Origin of the sequence: Halobacillus litoralis (assembly GCF_004101865.1) — a bacterium.
Classification (GTDB): Bacteria; Bacillota; Bacilli; order Bacillales; family Halobacillaceae; genus Halobacillus; species Halobacillus litoralis_A.
This window is the reverse complement of sequence record NZ_CP026118.1, coordinates 890,523-907,569: the sequence shown is the minus strand read 5'-3', so window position 1 is coordinate 907,569 and position 17,047 is coordinate 890,523. Positions and strand designations below refer to the sequence as shown.

General features: G+C 45.2%; 19 protein-coding genes. 15 read left to right on the top strand and 4 right to left on the bottom strand.

All coding sequences use genetic code 11. The annotated features are described in order from the left end of the window. Window positions 1-292: 292 nt before the first annotated feature. The gene (locus HLI_RS04530) at window positions 293-772 is read left to right on the top strand and encodes a site-2 protease family protein (RefSeq protein ID WP_128523425.1); all 480 of its coding nucleotides are present in this window, start codon (window positions 293-295) and stop codon (window positions 770-772) included. Window positions 773-823: 51 nt separating this feature from the next. Here HLI_RS04530 and HLI_RS04525 read toward each other — a convergent pair whose 3' ends face one another. Continuing rightward, the gene (locus tag HLI_RS04525; protein WP_128523423.1) at window positions 824-1,096 is read right to left on the bottom strand and encodes a nucleoside triphosphate pyrophosphohydrolase family protein; all 273 of its coding nucleotides are present in this window, start codon (window positions 1,094-1,096) and stop codon (window positions 824-826) included. A gap of 468 nt (window positions 1,097-1,564) precedes the next feature. Here HLI_RS04525 and HLI_RS04520 point away from each other — a divergent pair, with 468 nt between their 5' ends. Next, window positions 1,565-1,804 (top strand): ferredoxin family protein, encoded by a 240-nt coding sequence (locus tag HLI_RS04520; RefSeq protein WP_128523421.1) that lies wholly within the window; start codon window positions 1,565-1,567, stop codon window positions 1,802-1,804. A gap of 217 nt (window positions 1,805-2,021) precedes the next feature. Continuing rightward, complete coding sequence (locus HLI_RS04515) at window positions 2,022-2,201, top strand: hypothetical protein (protein WP_128523419.1); 180 nt, start codon at window positions 2,022-2,024, stop codon at window positions 2,199-2,201. Between the two features lie 524 nt (window positions 2,202-2,725). Here the strand turns inward: HLI_RS04515 and HLI_RS04510 are convergent. Next, entirely contained in the window at window positions 2,726-2,842 is a 117-nt protein-coding gene (locus tag HLI_RS04510; RefSeq protein ID WP_128523417.1) for a YjcZ family sporulation protein, read from the bottom strand. A 318-nt stretch (window positions 2,843-3,160) separates the two neighbouring features. Beyond that, complete coding sequence (locus HLI_RS04505; protein WP_128523415.1) at window positions 3,161-3,427, bottom strand: hypothetical protein; 267 nt, start codon at window positions 3,425-3,427, stop codon at window positions 3,161-3,163. 119 nt (window positions 3,428-3,546) lie between these two features. On the opposite strand from HLI_RS04505, the gene ilvE reads away from it, so the two are divergent. From ilvE to HLI_RS04445, 12 genes are all read left to right on the top strand, one after another. Then, the gene (gene ilvE, locus HLI_RS04500) at window positions 3,547-4,449 is read left to right on the top strand and encodes a branched-chain-amino-acid transaminase (protein WP_128523413.1); all 903 of its coding nucleotides are present in this window, start codon (window positions 3,547-3,549) and stop codon (window positions 4,447-4,449) included. A gap of 398 nt (window positions 4,450-4,847) precedes the next feature. Further along, window positions 4,848-6,563: a biosynthetic-type acetolactate synthase large subunit gene (gene ilvB / locus HLI_RS04495; protein ID WP_128523411.1), complete on the top strand. Its 1,716-nt coding sequence runs from the start codon at window positions 4,848-4,850 to the stop codon at window positions 6,561-6,563. Then, a complete protein-coding gene (gene ilvN / locus HLI_RS04490) occupies window positions 6,560-7,081 on the top strand; it encodes an acetolactate synthase small subunit (protein ID WP_128523409.1) in 522 nt (173 codons plus the stop codon). The genes ilvB and ilvN overlap by 4 nt, the downstream gene beginning before the upstream one ends. Window positions 7,082-7,104: 23 nt before the next feature. After that, window positions 7,105-8,136 (top strand): ketol-acid reductoisomerase, encoded by a 1,032-nt coding sequence (gene ilvC, locus HLI_RS04485; RefSeq protein WP_128523407.1) that lies wholly within the window; start codon window positions 7,105-7,107, stop codon window positions 8,134-8,136. After that, window positions 8,123-9,667: a 2-isopropylmalate synthase gene (locus HLI_RS04480; protein WP_128523406.1), complete on the top strand. Its 1,545-nt coding sequence runs from the start codon at window positions 8,123-8,125 to the stop codon at window positions 9,665-9,667. Before ilvC ends, HLI_RS04480 begins: the two co-directional genes overlap by 14 nt. 18 nt (window positions 9,668-9,685) lie before the next feature. Further along, window positions 9,686-10,792, top strand: coding sequence for a 3-isopropylmalate dehydrogenase (gene leuB / locus HLI_RS04475; RefSeq protein ID WP_128523404.1), 1,107 nt, complete (start codon window positions 9,686-9,688; stop codon window positions 10,790-10,792). 23 nt (window positions 10,793-10,815) lie between these two features. Continuing rightward, the gene (gene leuC / locus HLI_RS04470) at window positions 10,816-12,234 is read left to right on the top strand and encodes a 3-isopropylmalate dehydratase large subunit (protein WP_128523402.1); all 1,419 of its coding nucleotides are present in this window, start codon (window positions 10,816-10,818) and stop codon (window positions 12,232-12,234) included. Beyond that, the gene (gene leuD, locus HLI_RS04465) at window positions 12,234-12,839 is read left to right on the top strand and encodes a 3-isopropylmalate dehydratase small subunit (RefSeq protein WP_128523400.1); all 606 of its coding nucleotides are present in this window, start codon (window positions 12,234-12,236) and stop codon (window positions 12,837-12,839) included. The genes leuC and leuD overlap by 1 nt, the downstream gene beginning before the upstream one ends. A gap of 14 nt (window positions 12,840-12,853) precedes the next feature. Continuing rightward, the gene (gene ilvA, locus HLI_RS04460) at window positions 12,854-13,813 is read left to right on the top strand and encodes a threonine ammonia-lyase (RefSeq protein ID WP_128523398.1); all 960 of its coding nucleotides are present in this window, start codon (window positions 12,854-12,856) and stop codon (window positions 13,811-13,813) included. Window positions 13,814-14,225: 412 nt separating this feature from the next. Beyond that, window positions 14,226-14,648, top strand: coding sequence for a DUF1801 domain-containing protein (locus HLI_RS04455; RefSeq protein ID WP_128523396.1), 423 nt, complete (start codon window positions 14,226-14,228; stop codon window positions 14,646-14,648). A 188-nt stretch (window positions 14,649-14,836) separates the two neighbouring features. After that, window positions 14,837-15,649 (top strand): STAS domain-containing protein, encoded by an 813-nt coding sequence (locus tag HLI_RS04450; RefSeq protein WP_128523394.1) that lies wholly within the window; start codon window positions 14,837-14,839, stop codon window positions 15,647-15,649. A gap of 209 nt (window positions 15,650-15,858) precedes the next feature. Beyond that, on the top strand, window positions 15,859-16,686 hold the full coding sequence (locus tag HLI_RS04445) for an STAS domain-containing protein (RefSeq protein WP_128523392.1): 828 nt from the start codon (window positions 15,859-15,861) through the stop codon (window positions 16,684-16,686). Here the strand turns inward: HLI_RS04445 and HLI_RS04440 are convergent. Further along, window positions 16,660-16,908, bottom strand: a complete 249-nt coding sequence (locus HLI_RS04440) for a hypothetical protein (RefSeq protein WP_128523390.1) — start codon at window positions 16,906-16,908, stop codon at window positions 16,660-16,662. The genes HLI_RS04445 and HLI_RS04440 overlap by 27 nt on opposite strands. Between the last annotated feature and the right edge of the window lie 139 nt (window positions 16,909-17,047).

The following is a 17,047-nucleotide window of genomic DNA, read 5'->3' as shown; positions in this document are numbered from 1 at the left end:
TTTAGCTGATTGGAGCCCAGGGAATTTCTCTTTGCATGAAAAAGAAAGATTGATAGAGGACGGAATCGTTAAAGAATAAATTCCATAGCCACTTACATGTGATTGGATGCAAGAGCTGAATGTACGCAGAATTGGAAAGTAAATGTAATTATTAGTGGGAAAAAGTGATGGGGGCGGGCTTTCATTACCAGGTCGCTTCTAGCAACCTGAAATTATTATGGTTATATAATGTTAGAGTGGGGTATGTAGAGTCTAGCAAACATAAAATCACATTTGAGCTGGAGGTCCCCGTATGTTCACTTTAAACGATATCCCGATGTTTATCATAAATTTCTTTATCATTTTACCGCTGGTTACTTTAGTACACGAGGCTGGCCATGTTTTTGTCGCTAGGGTGTTCGGAGGTAAAATCAAATTTTGTATTGGTACGGGAAAGAAGTTATTTGATATTGGTCCGTTGGAAGTTAGGCGCATGTATTTCATGGAAGGCTGGTGTCAATATGAAAAGCTTTCCTACAATAAAACTTGGGCGCATGTTTCCATTTATATGGCGGGCAGTATTTTTAATATGATGATGATATTATTGCTGAATTTACTCATTATCCAAGGAGTTCTTCCTGCCGATTTATTTTTCTATCAATATTCATACTTCTCTATGTATTTCATTTTTTTCTCCTTGTTTCCATATCGGAATGGGGACGGGAAGCCAAGTGATGGCATGGCGATCCATGATGTCATCCGCCATGGTAAAGCAGCAGATCCAATCGACTAAAAAAAGAAGATGTCCTGCGTGGACATCTTCTTTTGCCGATGGTGAAGATGGTCAATCTTTTTTGAGGTTTTCTTTATGCCATTTTTGGTGCATCAGTTCCAACTCAGTCATACTGGCACCGTGATGTTCCGTCAAAGAATAGACGGTATCGAAAATTTCAGCTAATTTAGCAAATGCTGCACGGTTTTCTTCAATATCGAGGTATTCCTGTGTTTCATGTAAAAGTTTAGCTTTCAAGTCCTTATGTTTTTCACTTGTCTCCACTTTTGAAGGTACGGGGATTTCTGTAGAACCAATATGAGAGTCGTCGTGTTGTTTTTTCATGGAAACTCTCCTTTCTTTACAATCATATTTCCGTTATCCATTGAAGATAAACAATAAGTTTATAAGCTCTCGCAGACGCTTCCATCGTTATCACTACCATCAAGACGATGGGGATCGGCATCAGGTCCGCCGCTGCCTCATAAAAGGCTTGAGCTTCTTCTTGGCTTGAGAACTCTCTACAATCCCGGTCTGGACCATCAGGGGCGTATGGCAGTTCGCCATTATAGGAAGGAGGAGGGGTTCTTCGGTTTCTGGGCCTTGTGCTCGGAAACCGTCTTCTGTCACATAGCCTTCGAGGCCCCAAATGCCTTTTTTTCTGTTGCTTAGCCTGGCTTTCGGCTTTATGCATGGGCGTACGGTGGATCATAGACGTAGGCGTAGCGGGCAAGTCCTTTTCGTTCTACGTTGACAACATACCTGTTCATTAGAGACACTAGGGATAATCTATAAAAACAGGGAGAGGTATTTATGGCATTTGTCATTACACAACCATGTCAAGGTGAACAAGCAGGCGAATGTGTGGAAGTCTGTCCAGTCGACTGTATTGAAAAAGGGGAAGACCAATATTACATTAATCCAGACATATGTATAGATTGCGGGGCATGTGTGTCCGTTTGTCCCGTTGACGCAATTGTGGAAGAATATGAAATGACTCCGGAACAGGAGCCTTTTTTGGAAAAGGCTGAAAAGTTTTTCGGAAACGTATGAACATGTAAAGGCTGTCCTTTGGGGCAGCTTTTTTGTTTGGGTATTTCTGATAAAGGACATCAAGGGTAAGTTTTGTCTTAAACCTGCAGAAAAGGAACAAGGTGTTTGTGTTACTCTCTAATATTTTCCTGATAACATCAGCTTAAAAGAAGGATTTTCCGGGAAGAGAGTAGAAAGAACTTATTAATATACAAATCTTTGTTCAGGAGTTGATTAGATGCTCATGTCTTCCTATTCGCCATTGGAGAGGGACAGGCACTTACTGATCGATCGATTGAGGTACTTCGGATATACGGAAGATGCTTGCGGAAAACGTACGGATGAAATGACGTTACCGGAACTCGAGCAAACCATAATCAACTTGGAGTATCAAAGGGAAACTGCGTTAGAAGGATAGAAATATTTCAAGCCGGAGGACGCCCCTCTGGCTTTCGTCATGGCGGACTGCTTAAGAATGAAGTCAGGTCCCTTGAAAAAAAGTGTATCGCTATATAGTTATAATAAAGAACGAAAACTGAACATCCTGACGGGTAGACGAGTTTAAGCACATGAAGTAGTGGGCTTCTGCTGAATGTCCAATGTCGGGCGTGCCAAAAGTCCTCTTAAGATGTCTTTTTCTGATTTCCGATACAAAAAAAGCCAGAGCAATAGCTCTGACTTTGAAAGAGGGAGACATACTACAGGTAGAAAAATGTTCTCTACATATGTCTCATTGGTATTATAACCATTCCTATACTACAAAAACAATCGCATTATAGAATTCTTTATTTTATGAAAAGAACGAACAATGAACCAGAAGGTGGTGAGTGCCTCTGGTTCTTTTAATTTGCTCTTTTTAAAAAAAGCGAAGATGCCTCATAGGACACCAGCGCTTTATTAGTGAACCATTACGGGTAAAGTTGGCTCACAGATTGGTTCAGATTAGTTGTAGAAAGAAGCTCCTACAATAATCAAAAGGATGAACAATACAACGATCAAAACGAAAGTGCTACCGCCGCCATAACCGCCGCCATAACCGCCACCGTAACCACAGCCCATATCTTTCACCACCTTTTTTGTCCTATACCACAAATTATGTCGAGTAAGGATACTATGGAAGGGCGAATGACCATGTAGAAAAAAGAATCCTATGATTACAAGAAAGTCTGCACGTCAAAAATTAAGATGAATAACCTGAAATTTGCTTTAAAAAGTACTCATTTTGAAGGTGAGAAGAGCTATCTGAACCGCGTCTATACAACTTCTCTTTACTATATCTGTGCTGATAGTACTCCTACTAATATGTTTCCTTCTTTATGAATGTGCATACTTTAGAGGGAAGGTACTGACTAAATGATAAAATCACTTAACTAATCTCTATCTGATGATAAGAGATTTTTTCTGTGCTGTTTCAGAGAAAAAGGTCCAGCAAAAGTCTGTGAATTTAAGATAAAAAAGAAAAAAATAACTACGCTTGAAATCCTGTAAGCCAAGCGTCTCAAGCATGTAAGCGCTTAACGAATTCAGTGAATAATCGGAGTGTTCAGAAAATTTACTTAAAACCTGTTGACCTTCTGTGAGAATCGGTTTAAAGTAGTCCTCAATCAACCAAATCGATTGCAACAAATCGGGACGTTGGTTCATGTGGAAAGACCTGACTGGGACCCTGAAAATGTAAGAGTGCATACTGCCAGGGTCCACATTTTCTTAATGAATCTTTAATCATTTCCAACATTAAACTATAAAAGAAAGGAGTGCTGAGAATGAGCAGCCAATGGATTTACCTGAGCGGCGAATATGTGAGAAAAGAAGAGGCAGTCGTTTCCGTTTATGATCATGGTTTCTTATACGGAGACGGGGTGTTCGAAGGCATTCGTGTATACGAAGGCAATATATTCAAACTCGAAGAACACTTGGGTCGCCTATATGACTCTGCGAAATCAATCATGCTTCATATCCCATATGACAAGGAGGAACTGGAAGAAATTATTGCGGAAACGGTCCGACGTAACCAGTTGGAAACGGCCTATATTCGCGTAGTAGTTTCCAGAGGAGCCGGCAATTTGGGTCTTGACCCAGCCAGCTGCGCACAGCCTCGTTTGGTTGTCATTGCTGAAGCACTTTCTTTATTCCCGAAAGAATTATATGAACGCGGTGTCCGACTCGCTTCGGTTTCAAGCCGGAGGAACCGCCCGGACGTATTACCACCACAAGTGAAATCATTAAATTATTTAAATAATATTCTTGTGAAAATGGAAGCCAATCAAGCAGGAGTGGATGAAGCCCTCATGATGAATGATCAAGGGTATGTGACAGAGGGATCCGCCGATAACATTTTCATCGTTAAAAACGGTACGATCCTAACTCCCCCTACTTATTTAGGAGCTCTAGAAGGAATTACACGAAACGCGATCATCGATTTGGCAGAAGAGAAAGGCTACAACATCAAGGAACAACCGTTTACACGTCACGACGTATATGTTGCGGATGAAGTGTTTTTGACTGGAACAGCCGCCGAAGTCATCGCTGTTGTGGAAGTCGATCAACGCAAAGTAGGCGATGGCAGACCAGGTGTTGTTACAAACCATTTACTATCTGAGTTCAGAAAAATCACAACGACAGATGGACACAAAGTATATAGCGAAAATCAAGCACATGTAAGCTGAGGAGTTTGAAAATTGAATCGAATGAACACGATGATAGGAATAAAGGAATAAGTTCTTGTATTTACAGAGAGCCGGGGTTGCTGGAAGCCCGGAAATACATCTTATTCTGACATCATCCTTGAGTGTCCTTGCTGAAAGGCTGACAAGTAGGCAGGACCAGGTGTTTCACCGCACCTGTTATCAAAAGGAATTCAATGCGAATTCCATAAGATGAAGCTTAGCTGCTTCATGAATGAGGGTGGTACCGTGGAAACAGAGACCTTTTTCACCCCTCACTTTCTTGCTGCCGAATCGTGCAGGAGGAATCTGAGGAGGAAGAAGGTCTTTTTTTATTCGACAAAAAGTAAGGGAATACCGCTTTGTACGTATGATCAAAACCAATGCAGGAGGGATTAAAAATGAAGGCACAGGCAAGTGTGGAAGAGCAGACCGCAACTAAGACAGGAGCCGATTTGCTCGTAGAAGCTTTGATCGAGCAAGATGTTGAGACGCTATTCGGATATCCAGGTGGAGCAGTTTTACCGATTTATGATGCGATCTACCGAGCGGAAGGGAGCTTTGATCATGTTCTGCCACGGCATGAGCAAGGGGCGATCCACGCCGCTGAAGGTTATGCACGTGTTTCGGGCAGAGCTGGGGTAGTGATCGGAACTTCCGGACCGGGAGCGACCAACTTAGTCACAGGTATTGCCGATGCGATGATGGATTCCATTCCACTCGTCATATTCACAGGCCAAGTTGCAAAAGGGGTCATCGGCACAGATGCTTTCCAGGAATCAGACATAATGGGGATTACCACACCGATTACGAAGCACAATTATCAGGTGCAGGAAATTGAAGAGCTCCCAAGAGTTGTGAAGGAAGCTTTCCATATTGCCACAACCGGACGTCCTGGCCCTGTTGTTGTCGATATACCGAAAGATATCAGTTCAACCGTCTATGCAAAAGACGTGAATAACCAATTTCATCTGCCGGGTTATCAGCCGACGATGAAACCGAACCCGCTGCAAATCAGCAAATTGCATGATGCGTTAGTTGAAGCGAAAAAACCTGTCGTTCTTGCAGGCTCAGGAGTCATCCATGCAGGAGCATCAGAAGAACTGAGAACGTTCGTACGTAACTACAAATTGCCAGTAACGACAACACTTCTCGGATTGGGCAGTTACCCCGGGAGTGACGAGTTATCTCTCGGCATGGCGGGCATGCACGGAACGTATTCAGCGAACATGGCCCTTTATGAATGCGACCTGCTCATCAACATCGGCTCTCGCTTTGATGATCGTCTGACAGGAAATCTAAAGCATTTCGCACCAAATGCCAAGGTTGCCCACGTGGATATCGACCCGGCAGAAATCGGAAAGAATATCCCGACTCAAATTCCGATAGTATCCGATGCTAAAGCAGCGTTAGAATCTCTCAACGGTAAGCCGGTTAAAGAGCTCCATCACAAAGGGTGGATGGAGGCGATCAGTCAGAACAAAGTGGATTACCCACTCTGGCATGATCAGCCGGATGCCGATATCGTTCCACAGTGGCTGCTCCAAAAAGTCTATGAATATACGAAAGGGGAAGCGATCGTTACGACAGATGTCGGACAGCATCAAATGTGGGCTGCCCAGTATTATCATTTCGATGAACCGAATCGCTGGGTGACTTCCGGTGGTCTTGGAACCATGGGGTATGGTTTTCCGGCAGCCATCGGAGCACAGCTTGCCGACATGGATGCCACCTGCGTCGCTGTAGTCGGAGATGGAGGCTTTCAAATGACTCTGCAGGAGCTATCAGTTTTGCAGGAACGCAGACTTCCGGTCAAAATCCTCATCGTCAATAATCAGGCGCTCGGCATGGTCCGCCAGTGGCAGGAGAAGTTCTACAGTGAACGTTACTCCCAGTCGATCATCGATACACAGCCTGACTTTGTGAAGCTTGCTGAAAGCTATCAAGTGCCCGGCTATAAAATTGAAACACAGGACCAGCTGCTCGATGTTCTGCCGGGAGTGCTTCAGGACGATCAACCGGCGGTCATCGATTGCCGCGTCCTTCAAAAAGAAAATGTATATCCAATGATTGCTCCGGGCAAAGGACTACACGAAATGATTGGGGTGAAACGATGAGGCGAATCGTCACAGCGATTGTTCATAATCGCAGCGGTGTTCTGAACCGGGTCACCGGTTTACTTGCTAAAAGACAATTCAACATTGAAAGTATCTCCGTCGGACGTACAGAAACAGAAGGCGTATCTAAAATGACCTTCGTGGTGGAGGTGGAAGATGATCGTAAATTAGAACAGCTCACCAAGCAGCTGAACAAACAAATCGATGTACTGAAAGTGTCAGACATCACGGATAAAGCGATTGTCGCCCGCGAACTCGCGATGGTGAAGGTCATCAGCAACCCGCAAATCAGAAATGAAATCCAGGGGATCATTGAACCGTTCCGGGCATCGATCATCGATGTAAGCAAAGAAAGTGTGACCGTCCAAGTCACAGGAAAATCCGACAAGGTCGATGCCTTGATTGAACTGCTTCGACCTTATGGCATCAAAGAACTCGCCCGGACAGGGCTGACCGCTTTCACTCGTGGTCACCAACCGCAGGTAGCAGAATTCAAATCTTACTCACTACTAAAATAATTTCTTGAAAGGATGGATGAATAATGGCACACGTTTACTATCACAACGATATCAAAGATGAGGTACTGAAGAATAAAAAGGTTGCCGTTGTAGGATACGGATCTCAGGGTCATGCTCATGCACAAAACTTGAAGGAAAGTGGTCACGATGTAGTTGTCGGCCTTCGTAAAGGGAAGTCCTGGGATAAAGCGGAGCAAGATGGACTGGAAGTGAAAGTTGTAGCAGAAGCAGTGGCGGATGCAGACGTCATTATGGTTCTATTGCCAGATGAGCATCAGCCAAGTGTTTATGAAGAGCATATCAAGCCTAATCTGAAATCGGGCGCAGCGCTGGCATTTGCACACGGTTTCAATGTTCACTTCAATCAGGTGGTTCCTCCATCAGATGTCGACGTATTCCTGGTAGCACCGAAAGGGCCTGGACACCTTGTCCGCCGCACATTCGAAGAAGGAGCAGGAGTGCCGGCATTGATCGGGGTCGAACAAAACGTAACAGGTGAAGCGAAAGAAATCGCACTGGCTTATGCCAAAGGAATCGGCGGCGGTCGTGCCGGTGTACTCGAAACATCCTTCCAGGAAGAAACGGAAACGGACCTATTCGGAGAACAAGCGGTCCTATGCGGTGGTCTTACAAGCCTTGTGAAAGCAGGTTTTGAAACATTGACTGAAGCCGGCTATCAGCCAGAAGTCGCGTACTTCGAATGTATGCATGAACTGAAACTGATCGTTGACTTGATGTATGAAGGCGGTCTTGAAGGAATGCGTTATTCCATCTCTGATACCGCTCAATGGGGTGACTTCGTCTCAGGTCCACGTGTCATTGATGAAGAAACGAAAGCCCGCATGAAAGATGTATTGACTGATATTCAGACAGGTAAATTCGCCAAAGGCTGGATTCTTGAAAATCAAGTGAACCGTCCGGAATTCAATGCGATCAATTCCCGTGAAAGCAATCATCAAATCGAGAAGGTGGGTAGAGAGCTCCGTGAACTGATGCCGTTCGTCAAGAAGTCCCAATCCAAAGAAAAGGATGTGGTCACACATGGCTCACGTTAACGTTTTCGATACAACCCTTAGAGACGGTGAACAATCCGCGGGTGTCAATTTGAACCGTCTGGAGAAAATTGAAATTGCGAAACAGCTGGAGCGTCTAGGTGTAGATATCATGGAAGCAGGATTTCCTGCTTCCTCCCAGGCTGATTTTGATGCGGTGAAAGAAATCGCAGATACCGTCAGAGGTTGTTCGGTGACAGGCTTAGCGAGAGCTAACAAACGTGATATCGACATTGCTTGGGAAGCATTAAAAGGCGGAGCGGAGCCGAGGCTGCATATTTTTCTTGCCACCTCACCGATCCACATGACACATAAGTTGAAGAAAACCCCGGATGAAGTCGTTCAAACGGCTGTCAACATGGTTTCCTATGCGAAAGAAAAATTCTCACATGTGCAATGGTCCGCTGAAGATGCGCTTCGTTCCGATTATGACTTCCTTGTTCATATCATTGAAAAAGTCATTGATGCAGGGGCTACTGTCCTCAATCTTCCGGATACAGTAGGTTATACGACACCAGATGAAATCGGCAGACTTTTCCGCTACGTACAGGAAAATGTTCCGAATATCGACAAAGCGATCCTGTCTACCCACAACCATGATGATCTTGGGATGGCGGTCAGCAATTCGCTGGCAGCTATTGAAAGCGGCGCCCGCCAAATTGAAGGAACGATCAATGGCATCGGAGAACGTGCCGGAAATGCGGCTCTTGAAGAAATCGGTGTAGCACTGACAATCCGTCAAGATCGGTACGACTATCAAACGAATCTTGTTTTGAAAGAAATCAAACGTACGAGTGATTTGGTCAGCCGCCTGACAGGGATGATGGTCCCTGGGAACAAAGCAGTCGTCGGCCGGAATGCATTTGCTCATGAATCCGGCATTCACCAGGACGGTGTCCTGAAGGAGTCTTCCACTTACGAAATCATCACTCCAGCGATGGTTGGCATCGATTCCAATCGAATGGTGCTAGGGAAGCACTCTGGACGTCATGCCTTCAAACAAAAAGCAGAATCGCTTGGCTTCGAGTTGAATGAAAGTAAATTGAAAGAAGCATTCGAGTCCTTCAAGAACCTTACTGGTAAGAAAAAAGAGGTCACAGATGATGACTTGTTCGCAATCTTGACTGATACGCAAACCGAACACGAAGATCAGCCGAAATATGAATTGAAAGCTTTCCAAGTCCAATATGGAAGCATCACCCGCCCGACAGCAACTATCATTTTGACTCGTCCGGATGGAAAAGAAGTCGAAAAAGCGAACACGGGTGAAGGAAGTGTCGAAGCGATTTACAATACGCTTGATGATTTGATTGATGGGGATGTCCACTTGCAGGACTACCAATTGAGTTCGATTGGAAAAGGCCGTGACGCTCTAGCTGAAGTCCACGTTCAACTGACCGTCGACGGAATGAAAGCATCAGGGCGTGGATCCGCACAGGATGTGTTAGAAGCTTCGGCCCATGCGTTTCTGAACGCCGTCAATCGTACCCTTTATCAAAGTTACCGCAAAGCTTACCAACAAGTTCAAGTATAAAAAAAGAGGGGGATGTAAATGGAGAAACATATCGTTCTTTTGCCAGGAGATGGCATCGGTCCAGAAGTGACAAAAGCCGCAAAAAAAGTACTGCAAGCCGTCGCAGACCGTTACCAGCATTCATTCACATTTGAAAGTCATGACATAGGAGGAGTGGCGATTGACCAGCAAGGGACGCCACTCCCGGAAGATACCGTTAAAGCAGCAAAGAAAGCGGATGCCATTTTTCTCGGAGCGGTAGGTGGACCGAAATGGGATCAGCTTCCTGGCCATATGCGCCCGGAAAAAGGGTTGCTCGGTATTCGGAAGCAGCTCGGATTGTTTGCGAACCTCCGTCCTGTCAAAGCTTTCCCACAGTTGCTCCATGCATCTCCATTAAAACAGGAAGTTGTTGCAGCAAGCGATCTCCTGATTGTACGTGAATTGACAGGCGGGCTTTATTTCGGGCAGCCGAGTGAACGTCGTAATGGCGGAAAAGAAGTCGTAGACACTCTTGCCTATGAACGGAGCGAAATCGAAAGGATTGTCGATCAGGCTTTCAAAAGCGCCCGTGTCCGTAGAAAGCAGTTAACATCTGTTGATAAAGCGAATGTGCTTGAATCGAGCCGTATGTGGCGCGAAGTAGTAGAAGAGAAGAGCAAGGAATATCCGGATGTCCTTGTTGAGCACATGCTTGTTGATGCTGCCGCAATGAAGCTCGTCACCAACCCGGCTTATTTCGATGTACTTGTAACTGAAAATATGTTCGGTGACATATTGAGTGATGAAGCCTCTGTCCTGACAGGATCGCTTGGAATGCTGCCATCAGCAAGCTTGAATGAACATGGGGTCGGTCTTTATGAGCCTGTTCACGGCTCTGCGCCGGATATTGCCGGACAAAACAAAGCCAATCCACTTGCCAGTATTCTATCTGTTGCTATGATGCTGAAGCATTCATTCGGGATGGAAGAGGAAGCGGAACAGGTCGAGGCAGCTGTCCATGAAGTATTGGATGAAGGGTATCATACTTCTGACATTGATCTCGTCGGTGGCATCCAGGTGAGCGGCAGCGGACTGGCGACCAAGGTAGTCGACCAGATCAGCACCAGTGATACAACTGAGAATATTATGCGGTGTTATGTATAAAGGAAAGAAGGGAGCGGAACGGAATGAGTCAGCCAAAAACGATTGTCGAAAAAATTTGGGATCAGCATGTCGTCCACGAAGAAGAAGGGAAGCCGAATCTCCTCTATATCGACTTGCACTTGATTCATGAGGTGACCTCTCCCCAGGCGTTCGAAGGGCTGCGGATGAGTGGGCGGAAAGTACGCCGTCCTGACCTCACTTACGCGACGATGGATCACAACGTGCCGACGATCCACAGAAATGTCATCAAAGACGCAGTGTCAAAAAAGCAGATGGAGACTCTCGAAGAAAACTGTGAAGAATTCGGCGTCCACTTAGCTGATATCAATCATCCAGACCAGGGAATCGTCCACGTCATCGGTCCAGAATTAGGCCTGACCCAGCCTGGGAAAACCATCGTTTGTGGAGATAGCCACACTTCTACACATGGAGCTTTTGGAGCTTTGGCATTCGGGATAGGAACGAGTGAAGTAGAACACGTGCTTGCAACTCAATCGCTATGGCAGGCACGGCCCAAAACCCTGCAGATAAAAGTAGATGGCAAATTAGGTACGGGTGTAACCGCTAAAGACTTGATTCTGGCCATCATCGGAAAATATGGTGTTCGATTCGGTACTGGGCATGTCATTGAATATACGGGAGAAGCTGTCCGTAACTTATCGATGGAAGAGCGGATGACTGTCTGTAATATGTCCATTGAAGCAGGTGCGAGGGCAGGCTTGATCAGCCCGGACGCGACTACCGTCGATTATTTGAAAGGCAAACGTTATGTTCCAGAAGGGAAAGATTTTGAAGAAGTGGCAGACCAGTGGTTGTCTTTAGCCTCTGATGAAGGCGCCGAATATGACCAGACATTGACTATTCATGCCGATGAAATTGAACCTCAAGTCACTTGGGGAACCAATCCATCGCAATGCGTCCCTGTCGGTGGGCATGTTCCGGATCCTGAGGCTGCTGAAGATGATCGAGACGGTATCGAGCGTGCAATCGCGTACATGGGACTTGAGGCCAATCAAGACATTGAATCCATTCCGATTGAACATGTGTTTATCGGTTCCTGCACCAATTCAAGGTTGAGCGATCTTCGGAAAGCAGCTGAAATCGTCAGGGGCGGCCGTGTTCATAAAAATGTGAAAGCCCTTGTCGTTCCGGGATCGAAATCTGTTAAAGATGCTGCTGAAGCAGAAGGGTTGGACACGATTTTCCTTACAGCCGGGTTCGAATGGCGTGATGCTGGGTGCAGCATGTGTCTGGCAATGAATGATGATATTGTCCCGCCAGGCGAACGTTGTGCATCGACTTCGAATCGTAACTTTGAAGGCCGGCAGGGTAACGGGTCCCGTACCCATTTGGTCAGTCCGGAAATGGCTGCCGCCGCTGCTTTGGAAGGCCGGTTCGTCGATGTCAGAAAATATGCAAGTGCAGTAGGAGGTTTTAGCTGATGGAACCGATCAAGCAGCACCAGGGGCTTGTCTATCCCTTGAACCGAGCGAATGTCGACACAGACCAAATCATCCCGAAGCAATTTTTGAAGCGGATTGAACGTCAAGGGTTCGGACAGTTTCTTTTCTATAACTGGCGTTTTCATGACGATGGGACGCCACGGGAGGACTTCTCTTTGAACGACTCCAAATACGACGGGGCTTCAATCCTGGTCGGAGGCGAAAACTTCGGGTGCGGATCCTCCAGGGAACACGCACCGTGGGCGATTCAGGACTTCGGATTCAAAGTTGTCATCGCCCCGAGTTTTGCCGACATTTTTTACAGCAACTGCTTCAAAAACGGGATTTTACCAATCCAGTTACCGAAGCCGGTTGTCGAGCAGCTGATGGAAAAGGCGAGTGAAGAGAAGTATGAGCTGAATGTCGATTTGAAACAACAGGTCGTCGATGACGGTGATTTAGAGGTATCCTTCGATATCCAGCCCTACCACAAAGAAATGCTTCTGAATGGGTGGGACGAGATCGCTGTTACGTTGACGCATGAAGACAAAATCGACCAATACGAAAAAAAATCAAAAGGAGTGAAGACGTTGGGGATTTCTTAACGCTAGCAAAAGTAATGGATGCACAGGAACAACTGAAAGAGGTGGTGCACCGCACACCGCTTGAAACATCATCAACCTTCAACGGAAGGACCGGACAGCACGTTTATTTGAAAATGGAAAACCAGCAGAAAACAGGTGCCTTCAAGGTGCGGGGGGCTTCCTATAAAGTTGCCTGCCTGACCGATGAGGAAGCATCACGGGGCGTCATCGCTGCCTCAGCTGGTAACCATGCACAAGGTGTGGCCCTGGCCGCGTCCAAACGTGGGATTACAGCAAAAATCTTCATGCCGGAGGCGACCCCACGGGCTAAAGTAGAAGCTACGGAAGGGTATGGTGCCACTGTCGTATTGACAGGAGAATCGTTCCAGGAAGCCTATCAAGAAGCTTTGCTCGAGCAAAAGCGGATGGGGGCGACTTTTCTTCATCCGTTCGACGATTATGACGTAATGGCCGGCCAAGCTACTGTCGTCGTTGAAATGCTCCAACAACAGCCCGAATTGGATACAATCTACGTTCCGATCGGGGGAGGTGGCTTGATCAGCGGAGTCGCATTTGCAGCCAAACAGTTGAAGCCGGACATTAAAGTCATCGGAGTTCAATCAGCAAAAGCTCCTTCGACGTACAATGCTTTATACAAAAAAGGCCCTGAAAAACTGACTTCTGTTTCAACGATCGCTGACGGAATCGCCGTGAAGGAAAAAGGGAAACTCACCTATTCGTGCATCCAGAAATACGTGGATCAGGTGATCACTGTGGAAGAACACGAAATTGCCAAGGCGATGCTTTTGTTACTTGAGCGGGAAAAGACGCTTGTCGAAGGTGCTGGAGCTACAGCGCTCGCTGGCCTTCTCAGTAAATGTGGCACGCTCAAAAGTGAACATTGCGGCGTTATTTTGAGCGGTGGCAACATGGATCTATCCCGGTTACCGCTGGTCCGCAGGCTAGCCAACCCAAAAAAGATGGTCATCGCGTAAGGTGACAGCCGAGAAGAGACATGGACTCTCTTCTTGGCTTTTTTATTTTGCTCTGTTAAATCTCTTTGTTGATTTGATTTCGAGATGTTTGACGAGTGAATAGGGCCGGCGGGGAATGCTAAAATTGTTTCTCGAAATCACTCCAAGGATAAACTGCTTTAAAATAAAAATGGTGATCCTTCAGGGGGAGGGAAAAACCCGTTTCACCCGTGAAAAATTTCAATACATAATAATTAGTATAGAACACTTTGTAATCGTTCTCCCACCCACCATCCGCTCTCAATGGTGACTTAAAACCGAGCCTTCAATAATCCGGTCGTTTTGTTATGGAAAAAAGGACTCTGAGGATAGAAGTGGAAGTATTTATAATAGAGGATTTTTTAATATAAGGAAGGAAAAGGAGAGGTTGTAAATGGCTTATGAACAGAAGACGAAAGAAAACGATAAAGATGTCATGGAATTCATTGAACAAGTCGACCATCCAAGAAAAAAGGAAGACGCTTATAAATTAATCGATATCTTCACGGAAGCCACTGGTTATGAAGCGAAAATGTGGGGAGAAAGCATTATTGGTTTCGGTTCCTATCATTACAAATATCCGACAGGTCATGAAGGGATCGCTCCTCTGGTCGGCTTTTCTCCTCGTAAAGCTAAAATCAGTTTATATTTTGCCACAGGTGATCAGGAACGAGAGAAATTATTAGCAGACTTCGGAAAACATAAAAGCGGAAAAGCTTGTGTTTATATTAACAAAGTGGATGATATTGATGTCGATGTACTTAAGGCCTTGATATGCCAATCGGTCACGTTTTTACGAGAAACATATCCAGATTGATAAAGTAGAGGATCTGTCAGGTCGGCAGCTTATTTCTATTATATTCTCATGCATCTTATCAGAGGGTGAGTGTAGTAAATAGAAATTGGCAATATTTTATACGTCCTTATCCATCCAACTGTTGTATAATGTAAAAAGGTTCAAACCGAATATTTGAGCTCACTAATCTTCGATGAGGTGACTATGAAGTGCATGTTGATATGAAAGAAAAAGAATTGATAGTAATAGGGAAGAAAATCGAGGAAAGAAAATATAAGATTTCTGATGCTATGAAGATAGAAGGAGAAGACACACAAAGCGGACAAATCCGGATTGAACTGATTCAGCTTTTTTCTGACGGCTTGCAACATGGAGTCGAAACGACATTAGCCAATATCACAGATTGGGCCGAAAAAATTGGGAACCTGGCTATAGAGCATGGGGCTCAATTAGATGAAACCTTGAAAGGGACAGCCGTCATCCGATCTTTTTTATGGGAGGAACTTGAGCAAATCATCAAGGAGGATGACCGCTTCAACTTGGATACTGTATTCCGTGTCACACGGACCATCGATCCCCTTCTCGATCAGGCGATCTACGCGTATAGTACCTCGTTTGTTCAAGCACATAAGGCTTCTATGGATGAAGCTCAACAGGAATTCCTGAAATTATCCGCTCCCGTGGTACCGCTCATGGAGGGCGTGGCCGTTCTGCCGATAATAGGGAGCGTTAATGATGAGAGAGCCTATTATCTGATGGACACGACTTTGGATGAAGCGACACGTCGACAACTGAATTATCTGCTCATCGACCTTTCCGGTGTGACAGTGATCGATACGATGGTAGCTAATAGTATCGGCAATATCATCAGTTCTTTGGAATTGGTCGGGGTGACTGCCATCTTAGCAGGCATCCGACCTGAAGTGGCCCAGACTATGGTCACATTAGGAATCGACTTTTCTGACATCAAGACTTACAATTCTTTGCAGCAGGCACTCTCTGTGCATGTATTTACCAAGTAGAGAATTGCCTGACCTCGATAAGATTAGTCGCGGTCAGTTGTTTTATTTTCCTCCTATAATAAAACAGCGGGAGTCCCTCTCCCTTTTTTCAAATCCCGTTTACACTTATTTTCATCACACTTCCCATCCTGAATTTACCGTAGCAAATCCAACCACATTTGCTAAGATTAATGATATAATTTCTTAAAAATAGAAGGGAGAAGATTTATATGGCACTGACTTACGACTACTCAAGTCACCTGAAACAATTTTTCGAGAAAAACAGTCAAATCTTTGAACAAACCCTTTTATCTGAAGCGGTGAATGTCAAAGATAAGATCGATGAAATACTTAGGATAGGGAACATCGACCTTGTTACAAATGCCCACCATTTAGTTGTTTATATTATAGATGGAGAAGATGAGGCACTGAAGAAGTTTGCTGAAAAGGAAGGAATCGCCTGGGCGACCCACTCTATTGCATTATCCTTCAAGTTGGAATGGGTGCAAGCGATCCGGAGAACATTGTGGGATTTAATCGAGAAATATTATAAAGAGAATAATAAGTATGAAATTGGTGATTTCTTCAGGTTAGAAACAGAAGTCAATAATCGTGTTGATGAATTTCTGAATACATTCTTTATCAGCTATTCTACATATAAAGATTCGCTGATCAATGCTCAACGGGAGTTGGTCGAAAATTTATCCGTCCCCATCATACCGATTGACTCTTCTGTCTGTATTCTCCCTCTTATAGGCTCAATGGATACTTACCGTACAGAAATTCTAAAAGAGAAAGTTCTGACTGAAGTGTCGGCATCGCGAATCGAGACATTGATTATGGATTTATCTGGGATCGCATCAATGGATAGCGAGAGTATCGTTGATTTATTGAAGAGTATTGACGGCATCGCCATGATGGGATGCAGAACCGTAATCACAGGTTTGAGGAAAGAAATCGTAAGAGAAATGACGAATGCGGGAGTCAATTTCAATCAGCAGACAGAGACCTTAGGAACTCTGCAGCAGGCTTTAAATGAATATTTCGTCATTCAATAATAAGCTGAAAAAATGGCCACCCTTCTGGAGCTGCTGAAAAAATCCTTTTCCATCTTGAGGAGCTGTTAACGTTTGTTGTTGCTTCTCACGAATCACATGTCGGTGGATGCTTGCCGCGGACACGGCCTCAGCTAACTTGGTCAGAAGATCACTTGACCAAGTGGATCTTCGGCTCGCGCTGTTCCCGCAGGCGTCACCACCGACCGCTCCTCGTGGAAGCAACGCGGCCTATCTGAAAAGAGTGATTTTCGTCAATTTATAAAAGGAAATCACTATCGACCTCGTTTCGCTTCCGAAGATCAAGGAATAAAAGGCTGAATGTCTCATCTAAATTATAAAAGAAGCCGAACTGAACGATAAA

Coding starts and splice junctions, on each gene's coding strand:
- HLI_RS04530 (WP_128523425.1), top strand. CDS start 293: ATGTTCACTTTAAACGATATCCCGATGTTTATCATAAATTTCTTTATC.
- HLI_RS04525 (WP_128523423.1), bottom strand. CDS start 1,096: ATGAAAAAACAACACGACGACTCTCATATTGGTTCTACAGAAATCCCC.
- HLI_RS04520 (WP_128523421.1), top strand. CDS start 1,565: ATGGCATTTGTCATTACACAACCATGTCAAGGTGAACAAGCAGGCGAA.
- HLI_RS04515 (WP_128523419.1), top strand. CDS start 2,022: ATGCTCATGTCTTCCTATTCGCCATTGGAGAGGGACAGGCACTTACTG.
- HLI_RS04510 (WP_128523417.1), bottom strand. CDS start 2,842: ATGGGCTGTGGTTACGGTGGCGGTTATGGCGGCGGTTATGGCGGCGGT.
- HLI_RS04505 (WP_128523415.1), bottom strand. CDS start 3,427: ATGAACCAACGTCCCGATTTGTTGCAATCGATTTGGTTGATTGAGGAC.
- ilvE (WP_128523413.1), top strand. CDS start 3,547: ATGAGCAGCCAATGGATTTACCTGAGCGGCGAATATGTGAGAAAAGAA.
- ilvB (WP_128523411.1), top strand. CDS start 4,848: ATGAAGGCACAGGCAAGTGTGGAAGAGCAGACCGCAACTAAGACAGGA.
- ilvN (WP_128523409.1), top strand. CDS start 6,560: ATGAGGCGAATCGTCACAGCGATTGTTCATAATCGCAGCGGTGTTCTG.
- ilvC (WP_128523407.1), top strand. CDS start 7,105: ATGGCACACGTTTACTATCACAACGATATCAAAGATGAGGTACTGAAG.
- HLI_RS04480 (WP_128523406.1), top strand. CDS start 8,123: ATGGCTCACGTTAACGTTTTCGATACAACCCTTAGAGACGGTGAACAA.
- leuB (WP_128523404.1), top strand. CDS start 9,686: ATGGAGAAACATATCGTTCTTTTGCCAGGAGATGGCATCGGTCCAGAA.
- leuC (WP_128523402.1), top strand. CDS start 10,816: ATGAGTCAGCCAAAAACGATTGTCGAAAAAATTTGGGATCAGCATGTC.
- leuD (WP_128523400.1), top strand. CDS start 12,234: ATGGAACCGATCAAGCAGCACCAGGGGCTTGTCTATCCCTTGAACCGA.
- ilvA (WP_128523398.1), top strand. CDS start 12,854: ATGGATGCACAGGAACAACTGAAAGAGGTGGTGCACCGCACACCGCTT.
- HLI_RS04455 (WP_128523396.1), top strand. CDS start 14,226: ATGGCTTATGAACAGAAGACGAAAGAAAACGATAAAGATGTCATGGAA.
- HLI_RS04445 (WP_128523392.1), top strand. CDS start 15,859: ATGGCACTGACTTACGACTACTCAAGTCACCTGAAACAATTTTTCGAG.